At 63.3% G+C, this 22,552-nt stretch carries 2 protein-coding genes (1 of these 2 running past the window's edge); both read right to left on the bottom strand.

All coding sequences use genetic code 11. The features are described 5' to 3' along the window. Positions 1-5: 5 nt before the first annotated feature. Entirely contained in the window at positions 6-16,157 is a 16,152-nt protein-coding gene (locus FHS03_RS19885) for a non-ribosomal peptide synthetase (RefSeq protein ID WP_183442679.1), read from the bottom strand. An 11-nt stretch (positions 16,158-16,168) separates the two neighbouring features. After that, a protein-coding gene (locus FHS03_RS19880) for an SDR family NAD(P)-dependent oxidoreductase (RefSeq protein ID WP_183442678.1) crosses the window boundary here: on the bottom strand, positions 16,169-22,552 show its end. The gene runs 21,933 nt beyond the window's last position; only the last 6,384 of its 28,317 coding nucleotides appear in the window; the start codon falls outside the window, past its right edge; its stop codon occupies positions 16,169-16,171.

Here is a 22,552-nt window from a genome sequence, read left to right as displayed (position 1 = left end):
TATTTTTATGCGACCCGGCTTTCATTCATGCTGGCGGCAGGCGCAGCGCTGTTCAGGGCGGCGCTGATGGCTTTGCCCAGTTTTTCGATATGCGGCGGCTTGACGATGCTGGCGTGGCTGCCGCCGACGGCGATGTTTTGCAGGCGCTTGCCCAGCAGCTTGCGCCAGCCCAGCGTGGCGTCCATGTCGGGCGCCCGCTCGGCGCTGAACAGATGCACCGTGCCGACAGGGGCTGGCGCTTCGTAGGCCAGTGCCGCCTGGCTGCCCGCCTGATAGATGGCGATGGTGCGCCGGATGAAGTCGTCGTCCAGGCGGCTGTCGAGGACTTGCTCGCGCTGGCACAAGGCGATCATGGCGTCCAGCTCATTGCGGCGGCCCAATTCCAACAGCTCCGCGAGGGCAGGATGCTGGTTGATCTCCAGGCCCGGGTGCAAATCACGCACCCACTGCAGCAAAGCGCAGGTTGGGTCGAAATCGCCATTGGCGCCCAGCGTCATCGTGCCGCGCAAATTGGGGCTGCTGCCGCTGTCGATCATGCCGACAAAGCGCACGCCCTCGCCGGCCGCATTCAGGCGCTGGGCGATTTCGTAAGCCACCATGCCGCCCAGCGACCATCCCGCCAGGGAATACGGCCCGGATGGCTGGACCTGGCGGATCGCTTCCAGATAAGCGCCGGCCATGGCTTCGATGCTGCCATGGGGCGTTTCACCTTGCGCCCAGCCGCTGGCGGCAAGGCCGTAGATCGGCAGCGAAGCGTCCAGATGTCCCGCCAGATCGTAGGCATACTGCACCTCGCCGCCGACCGGGTGGATCAGGAAGAGCGGCGCCTGGCTGCCGTGCGGGCGGATCGGGACCAGATTGGGGTGGCGTCCGGCGCGCTTATGCGTGTCGAGGAAGGCGGCCAGCGCCCGCAGGCTGGGGTGGACGAACAGGTCGCGCACCGCGATGTCCGCATCGAGCTTGCGGCGAATCGCCGAAATCAGGTGCACCGCCAGCAGCGAGTGGCCGCCCAGGGCGAAGAAATCGTCCGTCGCGCCGACCCTCTCAACCTTGAGAACGTCGTGCCAGATGGCGGCCAACTCCTTTTCCATGGCGCCGCGCGGTTCGACATAGGCGGCCGAAACGCGCGTCATGTCCGGGGCCGGCAAGGCTTTACGGTCGATCTTGCCGTTCGGGTTGAGCGGCATGCGGTCCAGGGTCACGAAATGGCTGGGGACCATGTATTCGGGCAGGGTACGCAGCAAGCCGGCACGCAGCAATTCGGCATCGGGCACCGTGTTGCCCTCGCCCGCCGCCAGATAGGCAACCAGGCGCTTATCGCCGATGTTGTCCTCGCGCGCCAGCACCACGGCTTCGCCAGCCAGGGCCTGCAGCGCGGCTTCAACCTCGCCCAGCTCGATGCGGAAGCCGCGGATCTTGACCTGGTGGTCGATCCGGCCAAGGTATTCAAGCATGCCATCGGCCCGGTAGCGCACCAGATCTCCGGTGCGGTACATGCGGGAACCGCGGGTTTTTCCGAAGGGATTGGGGATGAATTTATCCGCCGTCAGGCCAGGCTGGTGCAGATAGCCGCGCGCCAGGCCATCGCCCGCGATGCACAACTCGCCGGCAGCGCCCAGCGGCACCGGGTTGAGGCGGGCATCGACGATGTAGGTCTGGGTATTGGCGATCGGCTTGCCGATGCTGATGGCCGTGTCGCCGCCGTGCGCCACCAGGGCGCAGGTGGAATAGGTCGTATCTTCCGAAGGGCCGTACAGATTGAATACCCGCTGCACCGTTTCCTGCTGGTAGAGCGCCTGCGCCAGGGCGTTCGGCAGGGCTTCGCCGGCCAGGTTCACCACCTTGACCGATGCCGGCAAGGTCGTGCTGCGGGCGACTTCCGCCATGGCCGAAGGGACGCTATTGACCAGGGTGACGGGCAATTCCGCCGTTCTTTCGGCGAAGTCCAGGATATTCCGCACCACCCAGACCGAGCCGCCCATGCTGAGCGGAACAAAGATTTCGAAGATCGACAGATCGAAGCAGATCGAAGTCGAAGCCAGCATTTTGTCCAGCCAGGCGGCGTCGAATTGCGCGATAGCCCAGTGGATGAAGACCGCCGCGTTCCGGTGCTGGATTGCCACGCCCTTCGGCCGCCCCGTCGATCCCGAGGTATAGATCACATAGGCGAGATGCTGGCCCAGGGTGCGGTTGACGGGATTTTCATCGCTATAGCCAGCCAGTTGCGGCTTTTGCGAGTCCATACAGAATACCGTGACCCCGGCCAGCACCGGCAGGTTCGCAAGCAGCGCTTCCTGCGTCAGCAGCACCTTGGGCTGGGCGTCGCCCAGCATGGTGGCGACCCGCTCGGCCGGATAGGCCGGGTCCAATGGCACATACGCGCCGCCGGCCTTCAGCACCGCCAGCAGGCAAACCACCATATCGGCCGAACGGTTGATGCAAACGCCCACCAGTTCGTCCGGCCCCACGCCCTGGCTGCGCAGGTAATGGGCCAGGCGGTTGGCTTGTCCATTCAGTTCGGCGTAGCTGACGGCGTGGCCCTCATGCATCAAGGCCACGCGCTGCGGCGCGCGCGCAACCTGGGCCTCCACCAGCTCATGCATGGTCTGGGCGCTGGCCGTGGACAGCGAAGACAAATCGGTCTCGTTCCATTGCCGGAGCATGCGGTGCAGCTCGTCCTCGCGCATCAGCGGCAGATCGCCGAGCGGGCGATCCGGGTCGGTGACGATGGCTTGCAGCAGCCGGATGAAATGGCGGCCCATGCGTTCAATGGTGGTAGCGTCGAACAGCTCGGCGGCGTATTCCAGGCTGCCATGCAGGCCGTTTTTCCCTTCCGCCAGGCTCAAAGTGAGGTCGAACTTGGCAGTTCCGCTTTCCGGCGGCACTGGTTCGATGCGGAAGCCCGGCAGCTCCAAGGCACCGGATGGCGTATTCTGCAGAACCAGCAATACCTGGAACATGGGGGAATAGCTGGGATTGCGCTCAGGCTGCAGGCGTTCGACCAGCTGCTCGAACGGGATGTCCTGGTTGGCATAGGCATCCAGGGTATTCTGCTTGACCCGCTCCAGCAAGGCCGAGAAGCTTTGCCCCAACTGGACTTGCGTGCGCAGCACCAGAGTATTGACGAAGCAGCCGATCAAGCCTTCGATATCGTCGCGGTTGCGGTTGGCGATCGGCGTGCCGATGCAAATATCGTTCTGGCCCGAATAGCGCGCCAGCAGCACACTGAAGGCGGAGCACAGGACCATGAACAGCGTGCTTTGCTTTTGCAGGCTGAAGGCGCGCAGCCGCGCACTCAGCTCCGGCGGGAAGGCCAACGGCAGTTCGGCGCCGCGATGGCTTGGCATCGGCGGACGCGGACGGTCGGTCGGCAATTGCAGCATGCCGGGAATGCCATGCAGCTGGCGGGTCCAGTAGGCGAGTTGCCGGTCCAGTACCGCGCCGCTCAGCCACTCGCGCTGGCGGCGGGTGAATTCGGCATACTGGATGGGCAGCTCGGGCAGCGGCGAAGGCTGGCCCTGCGCGAAGGCGGCGTACAGCATGCCCATTTCGCGCATCAGCACACCCAATGACCAGCCATCCGAAGCGATATGGTGCATGGTCAGCAGCAGCAGATGCTCTTGCGGTGCAAGACGCAGCAGACTGCTGCGCATCACGGGGCCGGTCTCCAGATTGAAAGGCGTCTGGGCTTCATCCTGCGTCAGCCAATGCGCCCTCGCCTGCCGTTCGGAAGCTGGCAGCGTGCTCAGGTCCGTCAGCGGCAGCGGCACATGCAGTCGCGCAGCGATTACCTGCACCGGCGCGCCACCCTCCATGCGGAAGCTGGTGCGCAGCGCTTCGTGGCGGCGCACGATCTCATTCAGCGCCCGTTCCAGCGCCGCCGCATCGAGCATGCCGCTGATGCGCATGACCGAAGGCAGATTGTAGGATGCGCCGCCCGGTTCGAACTCGTTCAGGAACCACAGGCGCTGCTGGGCAAAAGACAGCGGCAGCGCAGGCTGCGCCACGGCGGGTTCTGCCTCAGCGGCGCAGACCTCCTCCTCTTCATCGGCGGGCAGTTTCGCGCACAGCAGCGCAACGGTCGGTGCGTCGAACAGTTCGCGCAAAGGCAGTTCGACCTGGAAGGTCTTTTTGATGCGCGACATCAGCTGGGTTGCCAGCAGCGAATGGCCGCCCAGCGCGAAGAAATCATCCTCGACACTGACTTTTTCCAGCGACAGGATGTCGGCCCAGATGGCTGCCATGGCTTCTTCGCGGCGGTTGCGCGGCGCCACGTACACGCTTTCTTCCCGGCTCATATCCGGCGCCGGCAGCGCCTTGCGGTCAACCTTGCCGTTCGAAGTGAGCGGCATTGCGTCGAGCGGCACGAAATAATCCGGCACCATATAGTCGGGCAGGCTTTGCAACAGTGCGGCGCGCAGCGCGGCGTCATCCGGCAATGCCAGGCCTTCATGCGCCACCAGATAAGCGACCAGACGCGGGATGCCGCGTTCGTCCGGCCGCGCCAGCACCACGGTGTCGCGCACCGCTTCCTGCGCCGCGATGGCCGACTCGATCTCGCCCAGTTCGATGCGCAGGCCGCGAATCTTGACCTGATGGTCGCTGCGGCCCAGATACTCGATATTCCCGTCCGGCAGATAGCGGGCCAGATCGCCCGACAGATACATGCGCGCACCCGGCTCCGTACTGAAGGGATTCGGAATGAAGGTCTGCGCCGTCAGGTCGGGCCGGTTCACATAGCCGCGCGCCAGACCGACACCGGCGATATACAGATTGCCGACCACGCCGACCGGCACCGGGCTGAATTCCGCGTCCAGGATGTGAATCTGGATATTGGCGATCGGCTTGCCGATCGGGACGCAGGAGAGCGGGCTTTGCGCGTGGCACTGCCAGTAGGTGACGTCCACCGAGGCCTCGGTCGGGCCATACAGATTATGCAGCTCCACGTGCTGCCACTGCGAGAAGAAGCGCTGCTGCAGGTCCATCGGCAAGGCTTGGCCGCTGCACATGACCTGGCGCAGCGTGCCGCCGCAATCGCCTGCGGCTTCGTTGAGGAAGACTTCCAGCATGGGCGGCACGAAGTGCATGGTGGTGATGCGTTCCGCATCGATCAGCCAGGCCAGGTACATGACGTCCTGGTGGCCGCCCGGCTTGGCGACCACCAGGGTGGCGCCTTCGATCAGGGGCCAGAAGAATTCCCAGACCGAGACGTCGAAGCTGAACGGCGTTTTCTGCATGATGCGGTCGGCGGGCGTCAGCAGATACTCGGCCTGCATCCATTTCAGGCGGTTGACGATGCCGCGCTGGTCGATGCCCACGCCTTTCGGCTTGCCGGTGGAGCCCGAGGTGTAGATCACGTAGGCCAGGTTGTTCGGCTGGGTAAAGTTTTCCGGGTTTGAGCTGTCGTAAGCGTCGAGTTGCGCGGCTTCGCTGTCGAGGCAGAAGACCGGAATGCCGGGCACCGATGGCACATTCTCCAGCAGATGCCGCTGGGTGAGGATGGCTTTGACGGCGGCATCCTCGGCGATGGTGGCGAGACGGTCCTGCGGATAGCTCGGTTCCAGTGGCACGTAGGCGCCGCCGGCCTTGTGAATGCCATACAGGCCGACGATCATCTCCAGCGAACGCTCGGTGCAGAGGCCGACCAGGGAATCCGGCCCCACGCCGAGCTGGCGCAGATGGCGGGCCAACTGGTTGGCGCGGGCATTGAGTTCGGCGTAAGTCAGGCTGCGGCCCTCATACACCACGGCCTGGTGATGCGGCGTGCGCGCCGCCTGGGCTTCGAACAGCTGGTGCAGGGTTTGCGTATCGCCCTGAATATCGGGATATACGGTGGCGGTGTCGTTGAATCCCTGCAGCAGCATATGGCGTTCCGCGTCGGCCAGCATCGGCAGGAGGCCGAGCGGGCAGGCAGGATTGGCGACAATGGCTTCCAGCAGATGCGTCAGGTGCTGGCCCATACGTTCGATGGTGGCGGCGTCGAACAGGTCGGTCGCGTATTCGAAGTAGCCGCTCAGGCCATTCTTCTCTTCGGTCAGGGCCAGGGTCAGGTCGAATTTCGCGGTCATGCCCTGGTTCGGCATGCGTTCCAGCTCCAGACCGGGCAGTTCCAGCTTGCCCATCGGCGCGTTCTGCAGGACCAGCATCACCTGGAACAGCGGCGCATAACTGGCGTGGCGTTCCGGCTGCACGGCTTCGACCAACTGCTCGAACGGCACGTCCTGGTGCGAGTAAGCGTCCAGGGTGTTGTCACGCACCTGTTTGAGCAGGCTGTTGAAGTCCTGCTTCAGATCGACCTGGGTGCGCAGCACCAGCGTATTGACGAAGAAGCCGATCAAGCCTTCGATCTCCGCGTTATTGCGGTTGGCGATAGGCGTGCCGATGCAGATATCGCTCTGGTTGGCGTAGCGGGCCAGCAGCACATTGAAGGCGGCGGACAGCGTCATGAACAGCGTGCTTTGCGTCTGGCGGCTCAGCGTCTGCAGGCGCGCCAGCAGCTTGGCCGGGATGGCGTACAACTGCGCCGCGCCGTTATGGCTTTGGGTGGCCGGACGTGGCCTGTCGGTAGGCAGCGTGAGCAAGGTGGGGCCATCGGCCAGCTGGCGCTTCCAGTAATTCAATTGGCGTTCCAGCACTTCGCCGCTGAGCCATTGGCGCTGCCATTGCGAGAAATCGACATAGCGCATCGGCAGCGGCGGCAGCGAGGCGGGTGCGCCATAGGCATGTGCCGCGTACAGCATGCCCATCTCGCGCACCAGAATGCCCATCGACCAGCCGTCCGACACGATATGGTGCATCGTCACCAGCAGCAGATAGTCCTGATCGGCCTTTTGCACCAGGCGGGCGCGGATCAGCGGACCGGTTTGCAGATTGAAGGGCTGGTTGATCTCGTCCATCAGCAGGCCGTGGGCGCGGGCTTCGCGCTCCTTGGCCGGCAGGGGCCGCAGATCGGCTGCTTCCAGCGCGATATCCAGCTGCGGCAGGATGCGCTGCATGGGCGTGCCGTCGATGCTGTCGAAGCAGACGCGCAATGCATCATGGCGCTGGACGATGTCGTTCAAGGCCGTCTGCAGCGCGGCGCGATCGAGCTTGCCGCTCATGCGCACCGCCACCGGAATGTTATACAGGGCGCTGCTGCCGCCCACCTGATCCACCAGCCAGAGGCGCTGTTGGGCGAACGATACGGGATAGCTTTCGCCAACCGGCGCGGGCGCCGCATCGGTCGGCGCATCCCGGCTGACCGTGGCGGCAACGATTTCAGGGACTTCCTGGACCGCCGTCTCTTCCTCAGGCAGAATCTGCGCCAGCAATTCGGCCACCGTCGGCGCGGCGAAGATGCCGTGCAAGGTCGCTTCTGCCTCGAAGCCCGCGTTCACGCGGAGCACCAGTTGGGTCGCCAGCAACGAATGGCCACCGAGATCGAAGAAGTTGTCGTGAATGCCGACCTTCTCCACTTGCAGCACCTCGGCCCAGATGCGCGCCATTTTCTCTTCATTCGGCGTGCGCGGCGCAATATAGCCATCCGCGTTGCCCGCCATATCCGGCGCAGGCAAGGCGCTGCGATCGATTTTTCCGTTTGGCGTGAGCGGCAGCGCATCCAATATAACGAAGTGGCGCGGCGCCATATACTCCGGCAGCGCGCGCAACAGGATGCCGCGCAAGTCCGCCGTATCGGGAATCGCCTGGCCTGGATGCGGCACCAGATAGGCCACCAGGCGCTTGCCGTTGCCATCGTCCCCGCGCGCCAGTACGGCCGCTTCGCGCACGAAAGGCAGTTCCGCCAGCGCTGCTTCGACCTCGCCCAGCTCGATGCGGAAGCCGCGAATCTTGACCTGGTGGTCGATACGTCCGAGGAATTCGATGCTGCCATCGGCCAGACGGCGCACCAGATCGCCCGAACGGTACATGCGCGCACCCGCCTTATCGGCATATGGGCAGGGCAGGAATTTCTCGGCCGTCAGGTCCGGGCGGTTCAGATAGCCGCGCGCCAGGCCGTCGCCGGCCAGATACAATTCGCCCGCCACGCCAACCGGCGCCGGTTCCAGATTCTTGTCGAGCACATAGGCTTGCGTGCCGGAGATGGCGCGGCCAATCGGGATGGAGCCGAGACGGAGCGCCGCCCCGCTGATGTCGTGGCAGCAGCTGAAGGTCGTGTTCTCGGTTGGGCCATAGCCATTGGTCAGGCGCACCTGCCCCGCGCTGGCCTGCACGAAGCGCTTCACATGCGCCATCGACAGCGCCTCGCCGCCGGCCAGCACATGGCGCAGCTTCGCCAGGCTGGCCGCGTGGTGATCGACCATCTGGTTGAACATTGCCGCGGTCAGCCACAAGGTCGTGATGGTGGAGCGTTCCAGCACGGATGCCAGTTGGCCCAGCGACTCGAAGGCTGCGGGGAATAGTTCCAGGCGAGCGCCGTTCAGCAGCGCGCCCCATATCTCGAAGGTTGCCGCATCGAAGGAAAGCGGCGCAAATTGCAGAACGCGGTCGCTTTCGTTCAGCGCGCAATAGCTGGCATCGATCACCAGGCGCAGCACGTTACGGTGCGTGACTGGCACGCCTTTCGGCTTTCCGGTCGACCCCGAGGTGTAGATCACATACGCCAGATGTTCGGCGCTGGCTGCCTGCCCAGGATTTTGCGAGGAGTAGCGCGCCAAAGAAGTCTTTTGCAGGTTCAGGCTGACGACATCGATGCCGCTGGCCGGCAGCCGGCCGCCCAGATGATCCTGGGCCAGCAGCACGGTGGGCTGCGCATCGGTCAGCATATGCGTCAGGCGCTCGGCCGGATAGGCGGGGTCCAGAGGCAGATAAGCGCCGCCCGCCTTCAGCACCCCGAGCAAAGCCACCACCATTTCCAGCGAGCGTTCGGCGCAGACGCCCACCAGCACGTCCGGCCCGACACCAAGGGCGCGCAACTGATGCGCAAGCTGGTTGGCGCGCTGGTTCAGCTCTCCGTAGCTCATGCTGCTGTCGCCAAAGCCCAGCGCAATGCGCTCGGGATGACGTTCCGCGCGCTGTTCAAACAGCTGCGCAATGGTGCTTGCATGGGCAGGATTGTCCCGTGGCCCATCGTTCCATCCGTGGATCAGCTGTTGGCGTTCGGCCTCGCCCAGCAGCGGCAGGCCACCGACCACGCTATCGGGATTGGCCGCGATGGCTTGCAGCAGATGCGTGAAGTGAGCGCCGATACGCGCGATGGTGGCGACGTCGAAAAGGTCCGTGGCGTACTCGATATAGCCGTGCAGGCCGCCCTCGCCTTCGCGCAACACCAGGCTCAGATCGAACTTCGAGGACACGCCTTCGCTCTCCAGCTGGGTCATGGCCAGCCCTGGCAGGACCAGCTCACCCATCGGCGTGTTATGCAGGACCAGCATGACCTGGAACAGCGGCGTATAGCTGGCGTGGCGCTTGGGCTGCAGCGTCTCGACCAGGTATTCGAAAGGAATGTCCTGATGGGCATACGCTTCCAGCGTATGCTGGCGCACCTGGTCCAGCAGCGCATTGAAGCTCTGCTCCGGGTCCACTTGCGTGCGCAGCACCAAAGTATTGACGAAGAAACCGATCAAGCCTTCAATGCCCGCGTGGTTGCGGTTGGCGATAGGCGTGCCGATGCAAACATCGTTCTGGCCTGCATAACGCGCCAGCAGCACATTGAAGGCCGCGCACAGCGTCATGAACATGGTGCCGTCTTTGCTGCGGCTCAGTTTCCGCAGCTTGGCCGCCAATTCGGCGGGAATCGAGAATGGCATGCTGGCGCCGACATGGGTGGCGACGGCGGGACGCGGACGATCGGTCGGAAGGTTCAGCAGTTCAGGACAATCGGCCAGGCGCTTGCGCCAGTAGCCCAGTTGGCGATCCAGCACCGCGCCGCTCAGCCATTGCCGCTGCCATTCAGCGAAATCGGCATACTGGATAGGCAGCGGCGGCAAAGGCGACGATGTGCCTTGAACATAGGCGGCATACAGAGCGCCGACTTCGCGCACCAGCACGCCCATGGACCAGCCGTCGGACACGATGTGGTGAATGGTCACCAACAAGATGTGTTCTTCCGCGCTGAGGCGCAGCAGGCCGCTGCGGATCAGCGGGCCGGTCGCCAGATTGAACGGGGTCTGGGCTTCGTCCTGCAACAGCCATTGGGCGCGTGCTTCGCGCTCCGATGGCGGCAGACCGCTCAGGTCCGTCACCGACAGCACCAGATCGAGTTGCGGCGCAATCGCCTGCACGGGTTTTCCGTCCACCATGACGAAGGTGGTTCTCAGCGCTTCGTGGCGCTGCACCACCGTATTCAGGGTATGCCGCAACGCCGCCTGATCCAGCTTGCCGCTCATACGCACCGCGCCAGCGACGTTGTACAAGGGGTTGTGGCTGCCCAACTGGTCGAGGAACCAGAGGCGTTGTTGGGCGAACGACAGCGAAATCTCGGCCGTGCGCGGGGAGCGCGGGATCACGCTGCGCGCCGGTGCGAGTGCGGGCAGCGCTGCCTCGGCAGGCTCCAGCGCGGCCGGCGGCGGCAGCGATACAAACGGTGCTGTTTTGACCAGGCCGCGCGCCTGTACCCAGGCATGCAGGGCGGCGGCGGTCGGCGCCTCGAATACGGCGTTGACGGGCAGCTCAAGGCCCAGGTCAAGGCCGATCTGGGTCACAAGCTGGGTCGCCAGCAGGGAATGGCCGCCCAGGTCGAAGAAGTTGTCTTCCGCCTGCAGCGCGGGGCGGCCGAAGAAGGCGCGCCATACCGCCAGCATGGCTTGTTCGCCTTGCGTTCCGGCGTTGATCGGCGCGGCGGCTGCGCTGTCGTTCGCCTGCGCAGGCACCCGGCTTGCGCGCAGGGTTGCCGCAAGCTCCGGCTGATCCGGGTAGCGCACATCGGTCCAGAAGCGATGACGGGCAAATGGATAGGTCGGCAGGCTGATACGGCGCGGTTTGCGCGCACCATCCGCGTTGTACAAGCAATTCCAGTCGAAGGAAAATCCTTTGACCCACAGATCGAGCAGCTTGCCGTGCTTACCCTTCGTAATCCAGGCCTGCACGGTATGGCTCATGTCTTCATCGTCCGCCAGCGCCGCGAGGGCGCTACGCTTCGCCTGGCCGCGATAGACGCCGTCCGGTGCTGACTGGCCGTCCGCAAACGCTTGCAGTTTCGTGCGAAGATCGTCGATGGAATCGGCAATCAGCGCAAGGCGCTCTTCCATTGCCTCCCGGCCGAGCTGCAGCGTGAAGGCCAGGTCGCCCAGCGCGGGTACAGCATCGCCGCGTTCCAGGGCAATGGCGTTCAGCAGGCGACGCGCCTGGCGCTGCAATCCGTCCTCATCGCGCGCCGACAACACCACCAGCGCCGGGCCGGCGGGTGCGGCATCCCGAACCGGGGCAATATACTCTTCGATCACCACATGGGCATTGCTGCCGCCGGCGCCGAAAGACGACACTCCGGCGATGCGCGGATACTCGCGCTGCTGGCCATCAATCTGCAGTACCGGCCGCGCCCAGGACGCTTTCGCCTGCTGCAGAACAAAAGGCGAAGCCGCGAAGTCGATCTGCGGATTGAGTTCGGCCGCGTGCAGGCTGGGAACCAGAGTGGCGTGCTTCATTTGCATCAGCACCTTGCTGATACCGACGATGCCGCTGGCGCTCTCGCAATGGCCGACATTGGATTTGGCCGTGCCGATGGCGCAGAATTGCTTGTCGTCGGTCCAGTTGCGGAAGGCTTTGCTCAAACCGGCGATCTCGATAGGATCGCCCAGATTGCTGCCGGTGCCTTGCGCCTCCAGATAACTGACGCTGCGCGCATCGACGCCTGCGCGTTCCAATGCATCCTGTACCAGCCGCGCTTGCGCATTCGGCCCCGGAACCAGGAAGCCATTGGTTTTTCCGCCCGAATTCACCGCGCTGCCCTTGATGACGCCATAAATATGGTCGCCGTCGGCAATCGCTTGTTGCAAAGGCTTGAGCACGAGCGCACCTACCGCCTCGCCATCCACGAAGCCGTCGCCGTCGGCGGCGAAGGCCTTGCACTTGTCGCCGCCCGAGAGCAGCGTCAGTTCGGACAGGTCCGCCATATGGCCAGGCGCCAGAATCAGATTGACGCCGCCGGCCAGCGCGACATCGCTGCTGCCGCAACGCAGGCTTTCGATAGCCAGATGCACGGCTGTCAGCGAAGAGGAACAGGCGGTATCGACCGCCATGCTTGGACCCTGGAAGTTGAACAGATAGGAGGCGCGGTTGGCGATGGACCAGAAGCGGCTCCCGGTCGCATAGTATTCATGGGTGACGCCGACAAACACGCCAACCTTCTTGCTTGGGCAAAGGCCGGCCGGGGTATAGCCAGCGTCTTCGATGGAAGCATGGGCCTCTTGCAGGAACAAGCGTTCCTGTGGGCTGATCATCTGCGCTTCGCGCGGCGTGATGTTGAAGAACAGATGGTCGAAGCTGGCCACGTCATTCAGCAGGCCCGCCCATTTGCTATAGCTCTTGCCAGGCTGGTTGCGGCGCGCATCGTAGACCTTTGCGCTGTCCCAGCGTTCCGCCGGAATTTCAGAGATGCAGTTCCGCTCGGCCAGCAGGTTTTCCCAAAACTGGTTGACGTCGTCGGCCTGCGGATAGCGGCCAGAGAGGCCGATAATGGCCACGTCGAAAGGAGCGGTATTGGCGGAGGTTTGAGCTGGCGCGGAAATGGCGCCGGCCAGGAAGCGGCGCGGATTGGCGATTTTGGCCGTAAGCTGCGGCTCGTCCGCTTGTATTTGCGGCACGTCCTGCGCGGCTGCCAGTGTGGGCGCTGGAGCGGCGCCCTGCCCCGTCCAGCGCATCAGCGCCGCAGTCTCGGTTCGCAGGAAATGATCGACCAGTTCTTCAATACTTTGATACTCAAAGAAGATTGTGGTGCTGATATTGCTGTCGTTGCCAAAAACCTCACGCAAGGAGCTGGTCAGCTCCATCACCAGGATGGAATCGATACCGTACTGGTCGAAACTGACAGTGGCGTCGATATCGGCAACAGGAACCTTGATGGCCGCGCCAATCAGCTTTTTGAACTGCAGGACGCTTTGCTCACGCAGCATATCCGGCGCTGCCTGGCTTGGTTGGGCTGCCGTTGCGCGCGGCGTAGGAACTGCCCGCGCGACAGGGGCGCTGGCAGCGCGGACGCTGAACTGCTTGAAGCGCAGGCAAACCACGCCGTCCTCGTCGCAAAGATCGATATCGATTTTCTGTACGGCGTCGCTGGCCGCGCTGCCAGCGCTGCGGCGCACAAACGCCCACATGACGGGAACGAGCGGAGCGCAGAGTTCAAGCCCTTCCAGCGCGAACGGCAGGAAGAGACCATTGCCGACCGTGCCGCCATCCGCCGAGACCTGCAGGCCCAGCGTAGCCTGCAATGCCGCATCCAGCAATGCCGGATGCAGGACAAAGCCCGCCGCTGGCGCGGCTGAAGGCAGATGAATTTGCGCCAGCGCGATGTCCTGCCCGACCAGCAGCAGGTTCAGGCCACGGAAGCTCTCGCCATACTGCAGTCCCATCGAAGCAAACGCCGCATAGCACTGCGCCGCGTTGAGCTGCACCTTAGCGCATTGTTGCCGTATTTCCGCCAAATCGTGACGCGGCTGCGCGCCGCCTGCCGCCGGCTGAAGAACCTCGCCCTGGCTATGGACCAGCGTAGCATCATCCGCTTCGCTATAGATTTCAAAGCCAATCGAGCCATCGTTTTGAGGCAGCAGCGCGATATGCAGATCGAGACCGGCTTCGGCAACCTTTACCGGTCGCGCCCAGTTGATGCGGCGCAGCGCCAGGCCGCCGCCGGTGCGCAGTGCCGCCGCAGCAGCGCCACACGCCATTTCCAGCTGTGCCACGCCGGGAAGAATTTGCGCGCCGTTGACCACATGATCGGCGAGGAAGAATTCCTTTCCGGAGAATCGGCTGCTGAAACGCTGCGCCGAGAAGTCCGATGTATTACGGTGCAAAAGCGGATGCAGCACGACGGCCGGCAAGGCCTGCGCCGTCTGTTCCGGCACCCAGTAACGTTCACGCGCAAACGGATAGCCTGGCAGGCTGACGCGACGTGGCTTGGCGCCAGACCGGTAAAGCGTGTTCCAGTCGAAAGCCAGGCCTTTGACCCATAGCTCCAGCACTTTATCGAATTTGCCTTTCTTCAGCCACGCGTCGATGGTCTGCGCCAGGTCTTCATCCTCGCCAAAGGAAGCGATGGCGTCCTTGCCGCGTTTGTGCTGGCCGCGATAGATGGCATTCATATCGCCGCGCAGGTAGGCCGCGAGCCGGGAACGCAGATCGTCCAATGAATCCGCCACCAGGGCCAGCCGCTCTTCCATCGCCTCGCGCCCGGTCTGCAATGTGTAGGCGAGGTCGGCCAGGCGCATGGCCGGGTCGATCCGCCCCGGCTGGAGCGCGTCCAACAGCAGTTGGACTTGTTCCTGCAGGCGTTCGGCATTGCGCGCCGAAAGCACCACCATGGCCGGTCCAGAAGGCAGCGCGGCCGGCATTGGAGCGATATATTCTTCCAGAACCACGTGGGCATTCACGCCGCCAAAACCGAAAGAGCTTACGCCGGCGCGGCGCGGCAAATCGCGTCCCGCCGCATCTTGCAAGGCCTTCCACGGCGCCGCTTGCCGCACCACATAAAACGGACTCCCGCTGAGATCAATATACGGATTCAGCGTTTCGCAATGCAGGCTTTTGGCCAGGGTCCCGTGCTTCATTTGCAGCAAAACCTTGATCACGCCAGCCGCGCCGGCCGCAAGTTCAAGATGGCCGATATTGGATTTCACCGATCCCAGGCCGCAATGGGCCAAGGCTGCGCCGCCGCCGTTGTCGGTATATAGCTCCTTGAAGGCCGACTTCAAGGCCGTCACTTCCACCGGATCGCCCAGCGCCGTACCGGTGCCGTGCGCCTCGATATAGCCGACCGTGCGCGGATCGATCCCCGCCTGGCGATACGCCGCCTTGAGCAGGTCGGCCTGCGCCCGGGAGTTTGGCGCGGTCAGCGAGTTGGCGCGGCCGCCATGATTCTCGGCCGTGCCGCGCACCACGGCATAAATATGGTCGCCGTCGCGTTCGGCGGCCGACAGCTTTTTCAGCACCAGCATGCCGGCGCCTTCCGCGCGCACATAGCCGTTGGCCTGGTCCGAGAAGGTCTTGCAGCGGCCATCCTTGCACAGCATGCCCGCCTTGCTGAAACTGATATGCGCTTCCGGTGTGACGATGGTATTGACCCCACCCACCACCGCCATGCCGGATTCGCCGCTTTGGATTGCCAGCACGCCGCGCCGTATCGCCACCAGAGAGCTGGAGCACGCGGTCTCCACTGGTTCGCTGGGGCCATGCCAATCGAACATATAGCTCAGGCGATTGGCGCCGACCGAAGGCACGCTGCCTGTCGATGTATATGCTTCGCCGCCCAGCCCGGCCTGGTTCAGCAGATTGCCATAACCGGTAGGCCCCGTGCCGATGAAAATGGCCGTATCGCTGCCCGCCAGCGAGTGGCCGGTGTAGCCGGCATCTTCGAGAGCTTTCCAGACATGCATCATACCAAGGCGCTGCTGCGGGTCCATCAGCTCCGCCTCCTTGGGCGAGATGCCGAAGAATTTAGGATCGAATTCGTCAACGCCGTCGATAAAGCCGCCCCATTTGATATCGGTTTTGCTGGCATCCCAACGTTGGGGTGGAATCTCGCTGATGCAGTCCTTGCCTTCGGAGAGGTTGCGCCAGAATTCATGGACATCGCGCGCCATTGGGAATTGGCCGCTGATGCCGATAATCGCCACAGGTTCAACACCGCCCTGCGCCGCACTCGCGCTGAAAGCCAGGCCTTGTTTTGCGTAGCCGCCGCGACGGCGCGCGGGAGCGATGTCATGCGACTCTGCGCGTGGTGCTGGTGGCGCCGCCATCTCCACAGCAGCCGAGAATTGCGGCGCCAGCTGCACCGCGTATTCGCGCGCCAGATAGCCGGACAGACCATCCAGCGTGGGATGTTCGAAAAACACCGAAGGAGTGATCTCGATCTTCAGGCGCTGGCCAATGGTGTTGGCCAGCTCGGTCAGCGCCACGGAGTCGAAACCATATTCGCTCAAGGTCGTATCGCCGTCGATATCGTGTGCATTGACCTTCACTTGCGCGGAAACCCAGCTGACCAGCAGTTTTTTTAGTTGTTCTTGCACAGTTCTCTCCTTTAATTCGGATCGGCAGCCGCAATTGCTGCGGTGCGGCTGTTCGGCGAGATCACTTCCGTATCCGCCATTCCCAAAACGGTTTTTCGCAACCGGACGCCGTCGCCGGCCAGTACCAGCACCTGATCAAGGCCGCCCGCCATCGCTTGATGCAAGGCGCGCAGCCCCTCTTCCGTCGTCAGCGGCTGCATGCCGAAGTTCTTCAGCATGGCCTCGCGCTGACGCGCATCGACCTGCATGCCGCCCTGCTCCCACAAGGGCCAGTTGAGCGACAGGGTACGGCCATGGCGTTGCCCCTGCGCTACCAGCACCGAGCGGGAGTGGGCAAAGGCATCCATGAAAGCGTTGGCCGCCGCATAGTCGGCCTGGCCCACATTGCCCAGCGCTCCGGCCAGCGAGGAGAAGCAGATGAAGCAATCCAGATGGATGTCGCGGCTGGCCAGGTCCAGATTGACCGTCCCAACGACTTTGGCGCTGAGCACTTCATGCAGCTGCTCCGGAGTTTTACGGGCGATCAGGGCATCACGCACAATGCCGGCGCTGTGAATGATGCCGTCCAGGCTTTCAAATTCCTCGGGAATCTGCTGCACCAGCGAAGTGACGGCATCGGCATCCGCCACGTCAAGCTGGCGGTAATGAACGACAGCGCCCAGCGCTTCCAGCTCGCGCATAGCCTGCTGAACTGGCGCTTGCTGAGGAGAGCGACCGGTCAGTATCAAAACAGGATGCTGCGCCTGGCTGGCGATGTCCCTCGCCACGATCAGACCAAGGCCGCCGGCACCTCCGGTAATCAGATAGACGCCATGCGGCTTCCAGAAAGCGGCCGTATTGCCTTGTTGGCGCAGCTCCCGCCATGTACGGATTTGCGGCTGGCCGTTCGTATAGCACAATTCCGCAACGCCCCGGCGGCGGCCATCGATCAGTGCCGGCAAGGCTTCGCCAGCGTCATCCGCACAGATGGTCTGCCAGGTCATGCGCGGGTTTTCCAGCCGGGCGCAGCGCAGCATGCCTTCCAGGCCGCATAGGGCATGAGCTTCGGCGCCTGTCGGCAGCAGCAGCTGGATCAGTTGCGGACCAGGTTGGCGCTGGAGCTGCTGCAGCTCCTCCAGCAAGGCGCCGGCCGCCGCAGTGTAATCGCCAGTTTGCGCCACAAAGCGCGCGGCCAGATGCGGCTGAAGTTCGCCAATATCGACGCCGCCCGCTCCGCATGAAAGCACCACATGGCGGGCAAAGTCCGGCGCATTACCGCTGTGCGATGCCGGCGCACTCCATTCGGGAGCGAGGAGCAGGGTTTCGGCCCGGCCGCTCGGCGCGGCCATCTCCATCTGCGGCATTTTTTCCGCAGGATCGGGATCGGGATCGCCGGCCAAGGCGCGCAGGGAGAACTGGCGCAGACTCGCCAGCACCGCGCCGGATTCGGAGCATAGGTCGATGTCCAGCTTCTGCACCGCGTCACGCGCGCCGCTGCCTGGCGAGAAGCGCAGCAGCGCCCACATCTCAGCTTCACAGGGGGCGAATACTTCCAGCGAGCCGAGGGCAAACGGCAGCATCAGACGCAAGGCTTGTTCCCTGTTCGGCTGCAGCTGCATGCCGACCGATGCCTGCAAGGCCGCATCGATCAGGCTTGGATGCAGGACGTAGGTTGCCAGCCTCTCCGCAGACAGGGGCGGCAGCGAGATACGCGCCATGACCTGCTGCTCGCCGATCAGCAATTCCTTCAGCGCCTGGAAGGATGGGCCATAATGCAGGCCGGCCTGTTCGAAGATCGCGTAACACTCCTTGCCGCCCACCTGCATTCCACCGCACTGCTGGCGCAGCGCCGCCAGATCGTGCCTTGGCGCCGGGGCGCTGACGTCCTGACGGCTGGCCACCACCTTGCCTTGGCTGAATACAGCATCGGCGTTGTCGAAGATTTCGTAACTGACCGATCCATCGTCCTCTGGATTCAGGGCGATGTGAATTTCCAGCCCCGCCTCATCCACTGTAATTGGCCGTGTCCAGACGATATTTCTGAGCGTCAGGCCACCGTTCATACGCAACCCTTCGCAGGCAGCCCGATACGCCATCTCAAGCTGTGCGGCGCCCGGCAATACCGAGGCGCCTTCGACCTTATGATCCTTCAGGAAGAATTCATTACCGCTCAAGCGGGTGCTGAACTGAAGGCCAAAGATGTCCGAGGTGTTCCGGTGCAGCAGCGGATGCAGTACCGCACTGGCGGTGGCCTGCTTTGGCGCACCTGCAGGAACCCAGTAACGCTGTTTGGCGAAGGGATAAGTCGGCAAGCTGATACGGGATGGGCGACGACTGGCCAGTTGCCCCTTATCGTACAGACGCTCCCAATCCACGGACAGGCCTTTCACCCACAGATCGAGCACTTTGCCGCTCTTGCCTTTGGCCAGCCAACCGTCGATCATCAAGGCCAGTTCTTCGTCATCGCTCAGCGCCGCATAGGCTTCCTTATTGCGTTTGGCCTGTCCGCGATAAACCTCGTCGAACTGGTTTCCACCTTCGATGAAGGCGCGCAGCTTCACGCGCAGGTCTTCCAGCGAGTCGGTGGCAAACGCCAAACGTTCCTCCATCGCTTCGCGGCCGACCTGCAGGGTGTACGCAAGCTCCGCAAGCGCCTGCCGCCCATCGGCCTCGGTTGCCGCCAGCAGTTGCAACGCCTGTTCTTTCAAGCGTTCCTCGTTGCGCGCGGAAAGAACGACCAGGGCCGGGCCGTTGAGAATAGCGGCCTGCGCATCCTCGCTGCGGTATTCTTCGATCACTACATGGGCATTGGAGCCGCCGGCGCCAAAAGACGAGATGCCCGCACGGCGCGGTAATTCGCGCTCTACGCCGCCATCCGCGACCACTGCACGCGGCCAGTCGGCCAGCTCCTGCTGGACGATGAATGGCGTGTCCGCGAAGTCGATATTCGGATTCAGTGTATTCGAATGCAGGCTTGGCGCGAGTTGGCCATGTTTCAGTTGCAGCAGCACCTTCGTGATGCCCGCGATGCCGGCCGCGCTTTCGCAATGCCCGATGTTCGACTTGGCTGATCCGATGGCACAGAACTGCTTTTCGGCAGTCCAGCCGCCGAAAGCCTTGGACAAGCCGGCGATCTCAATCGGATCGCCTAAACTGGTGCCCGTTCCATGCGCCTCGATATAGCTGATGCTGCGCGCATCCACGCGTGCTTCACGCAACGCACGCTCGATTACATCGGCCTGCGCGTTTGGATTCGGCACGGTATAGCCATTGGTCTTGCCGCCATGGTTGACCGCAGAACCTTTTATCACGCCATAAATATGGTCGCCATCGGCAATGGCCTGGGCCTTGGGTTTCAGCAGCAGCGCGCCCACGCCCTCTCCTGGCACATAGCCTTCGCCGCCCTCGCCGAAGCTTTCGCAGCGGCCCTTGGCCGAAATGAACTTACCCTGTGCCAGCGCCAGGTACTTGTTCGGATGGATCGAGAGGTTGACGCCGCCCGCCACCGCAACCGCGCAATCGCCACGCTGCAGGCTTTGCACCGCCAGATGAATGGCCATCAGCGAGGATGAGCACATGGTATCGAGCGCCATGCTGGGGCCATTGAAGTTGCAGACGTAGGACACGCGATTGGCTATTGAAGCGGAACTGCTGGACAGCGCAAGCTGCCGTCCGAGCGCCTGTTCCTGCGCCCCATAGAGCTGGTATTCGCCATACATCACACCCACGAATACGCCCGCATTGCCGTCTTTCCCTGCCACGGTGTCGCGGGTGTAGCCGGCATCTTCCAGCGTGGCGTGTACGCATTCGAGGAAAATACGCTCCTGCGGGTCCATCAACTCGGCTTCGCGTGGCGAGATATTGAAGAACAGCGGATCGAAATGGTCGACGCCATCGATAAAGCCGCCCCATTTGCTGTAGGTCTTTCCACTGGCGTTGCGGTCAGGATCGAAGTACAGCTTGTAATCCCAACGTTCCGATGGAATCTCGCCGATGCAGTCCTTGCCCTGGCTCAGATTCGCCCAAAACTCTTGCACATTGGCGGCTTGGGGATAGCGGCCCGCCAAGCCGATAATGGCGATTTCGCTTACATCGGACGTGGTGTGGCGCGCCGGGAAGCGCGGCTTGCGTGGCTTCGCCTTAGACATTGGCAGGCTAACTGCGGACGGCCGTACCTGCAATGACGGCATGGCGTGCTGCTCACCCAACAGCTCCGTCAATGCCGCGAGATGACTGCGCAGGAAGTAGGCCGTCAGGCTGGCGATGGTCTGGTACTCATAGAACAGGGTCTTGGGCAGGCTACCGAAAGTCTTCTCCAGCGTGCGCGTCAACTCAAGCACAAGAACGGAATCAATGCCATAGGACTCCATCGGCGCCTGCGGGTCGATGCGCTGGGTGGGCAGTTTGAGCGCGGCAGACAGCAGATGCACAAGATAACGTGTAGCTTTCTCCTGCAGATTTTCCGCAACCTGCTTGGCCTGAGCCGAGGTCGGGATCGCGGCCGCCGCCGGGGCTGCGCTCACGGCGCCACCCAGCAGCGTCGCCTTGATGCGCGCCACATCGCCTTCCACCACCAGAACCTGGGCTTCGCCGCTGGCCAGCGCTTTCGACAGCGCCATGCGGCCGTTGGCAGTGCTCAGAGGCGTCATGCCGGTTTTCTCCTTCAGATACTGGCGGCTTGCGGCATCGAGCTGCATGCCGCCCTCCTCCCATAACGGCCAGTTCAGCGACAGCGTGCGACCATGGCGTTCGCCTTTCGCCACCTGCTCCTTGCGGTGCTGAGCAAAGGCATCCATGAAGGCGTTCGCGGCGGCATAGTCGGCCTGGCCGACATTGCCCAGCGCTCCCGAAATGGACGAGAACAGGATCATGCAGTCCAGCGGAATGGCGCTGCTGGCGCGGTCCAGATTAATGGCGCCGGCCACCTTGGCGTGCAGTACTTCACGCAATTGCTCCGGTGTTTTACGGATCAGCAGACTGTCGCGCGTCACTCCCGCGCTGTGGATGATGCCGGTCAGACCGCCTTGCCGCTGCTGGATGTCGTCTATCAGCTGCAGCACATCGCTTGCATTTCCGACATCCGCCTGGCGATAGTGGACGGCGGCGCCAAGCGCTTCCAGCTCCCGCATGGCGGTGAGGGCTGCTTCATTTGGCTGCGAGCGGCCGGTCAGGATCAGCGTGGCGCTGCGGGCCGATGCCGCAATATCGCGGGCAAAGATCAGACCCAGGCCACCCGCACCACCAGTGATCAGATAAACGCCTTGATCCTTCCAGGACGTTGTGCGATGGGCATCCAGCTCCGCCCACTCCTGAACCATGCGCTTTCCGCCGCGATAGCGCACATGCTGCACGCCGCCATCCGCATTTTCGAGCAAAGCCTGTGGCCAATCATGGCCAGCTTCCACCTCAATCAGCTGGACATTGATGCGGGGATTCTCCAGCTGCGCGCTGCGCAGCATGCCGGCGAGTCCGCGCATCATCTGGTTGTCGTCTGAGACACCCAAGACGATCTGAATCAGCGCGCTCCCAGTGTCAGCGTTCAATGTCTGAAGATGCTGCAGCAGTTCTTCCGCCGCTTTGCCAAAGGCCTCAGCCAAATCGCCGCCCAGGCCAAGGATGCGGAAGTCGGCGGATGGCAACTGCCGCTGCGCCGCCGCCATTTCCTCCTCTGCGATGCCGCACAGGAGCACCAGGCGGCGGGAGAACGCAAGATCCGCGCCGGCCGACGCAGCCGCCTGCATCCGCCATTCGGGACGCAGCAGCAGAGCCGGTGCGGAGCTTTCCATCGGAGCCAACAGCGGCTGGAGCGATGCTCCGGGAACGGCGCGCAATTCCAACTGCCCGAATCGCAGACATACCTTGCCGGATTGATCGCACAAGTCGATATCCAGGTGCTGCACCGAATCATCCGCCTTGCCACTGATACGACGCACCACGGCCCACATAATGCTGGAGCATGGTGCGAGAATGTCCAGCGAGCCAAGCGCATATGGCAGCATAAGCTCCGCTCCAGGCGCGGCGACCAGCCCGACAACCGCCTGCAGCGCTGCATCCAGCAAAGCGGGTGGCAGTGCGAAGCCCTTCTGCGAAGCGCCATCGGGCAAAGAAATGCTCGCTAACGCAAGCGCCTCACCGGTCAACACCTCCTTCAGACCACGGAAGCTGGCGCCGTATTGAATGCCAAGCTGGCCGAAGATCGCATAACACTGCTCTCCGCTCAAACGGCCAATCGTACATTGCGTCCGCAAGGCTTCCAGGTCGTGGCTGGCGGCGGCGTTTGTCGCCGGGGCGAGAGTTCCTTCGCTGAAGACCAAAGGACTGCCATCTTCGCCTTCGCTATAAATCTCAAAGCCGATGCGGCCCTGCTCCTCCGGATACAAGGCCAGATGCAGATCGGGGCCATCGGCATCCACCTG

This window comes from Pseudoduganella violacea, assembly GCF_014191875.1.
GTDB lineage: Bacteria > Pseudomonadota > Gammaproteobacteria > Burkholderiales > Burkholderiaceae_D > Rugamonas > Rugamonas violacea_A.
This window is presented reverse-complemented; position numbering and strand designations above follow the sequence as displayed.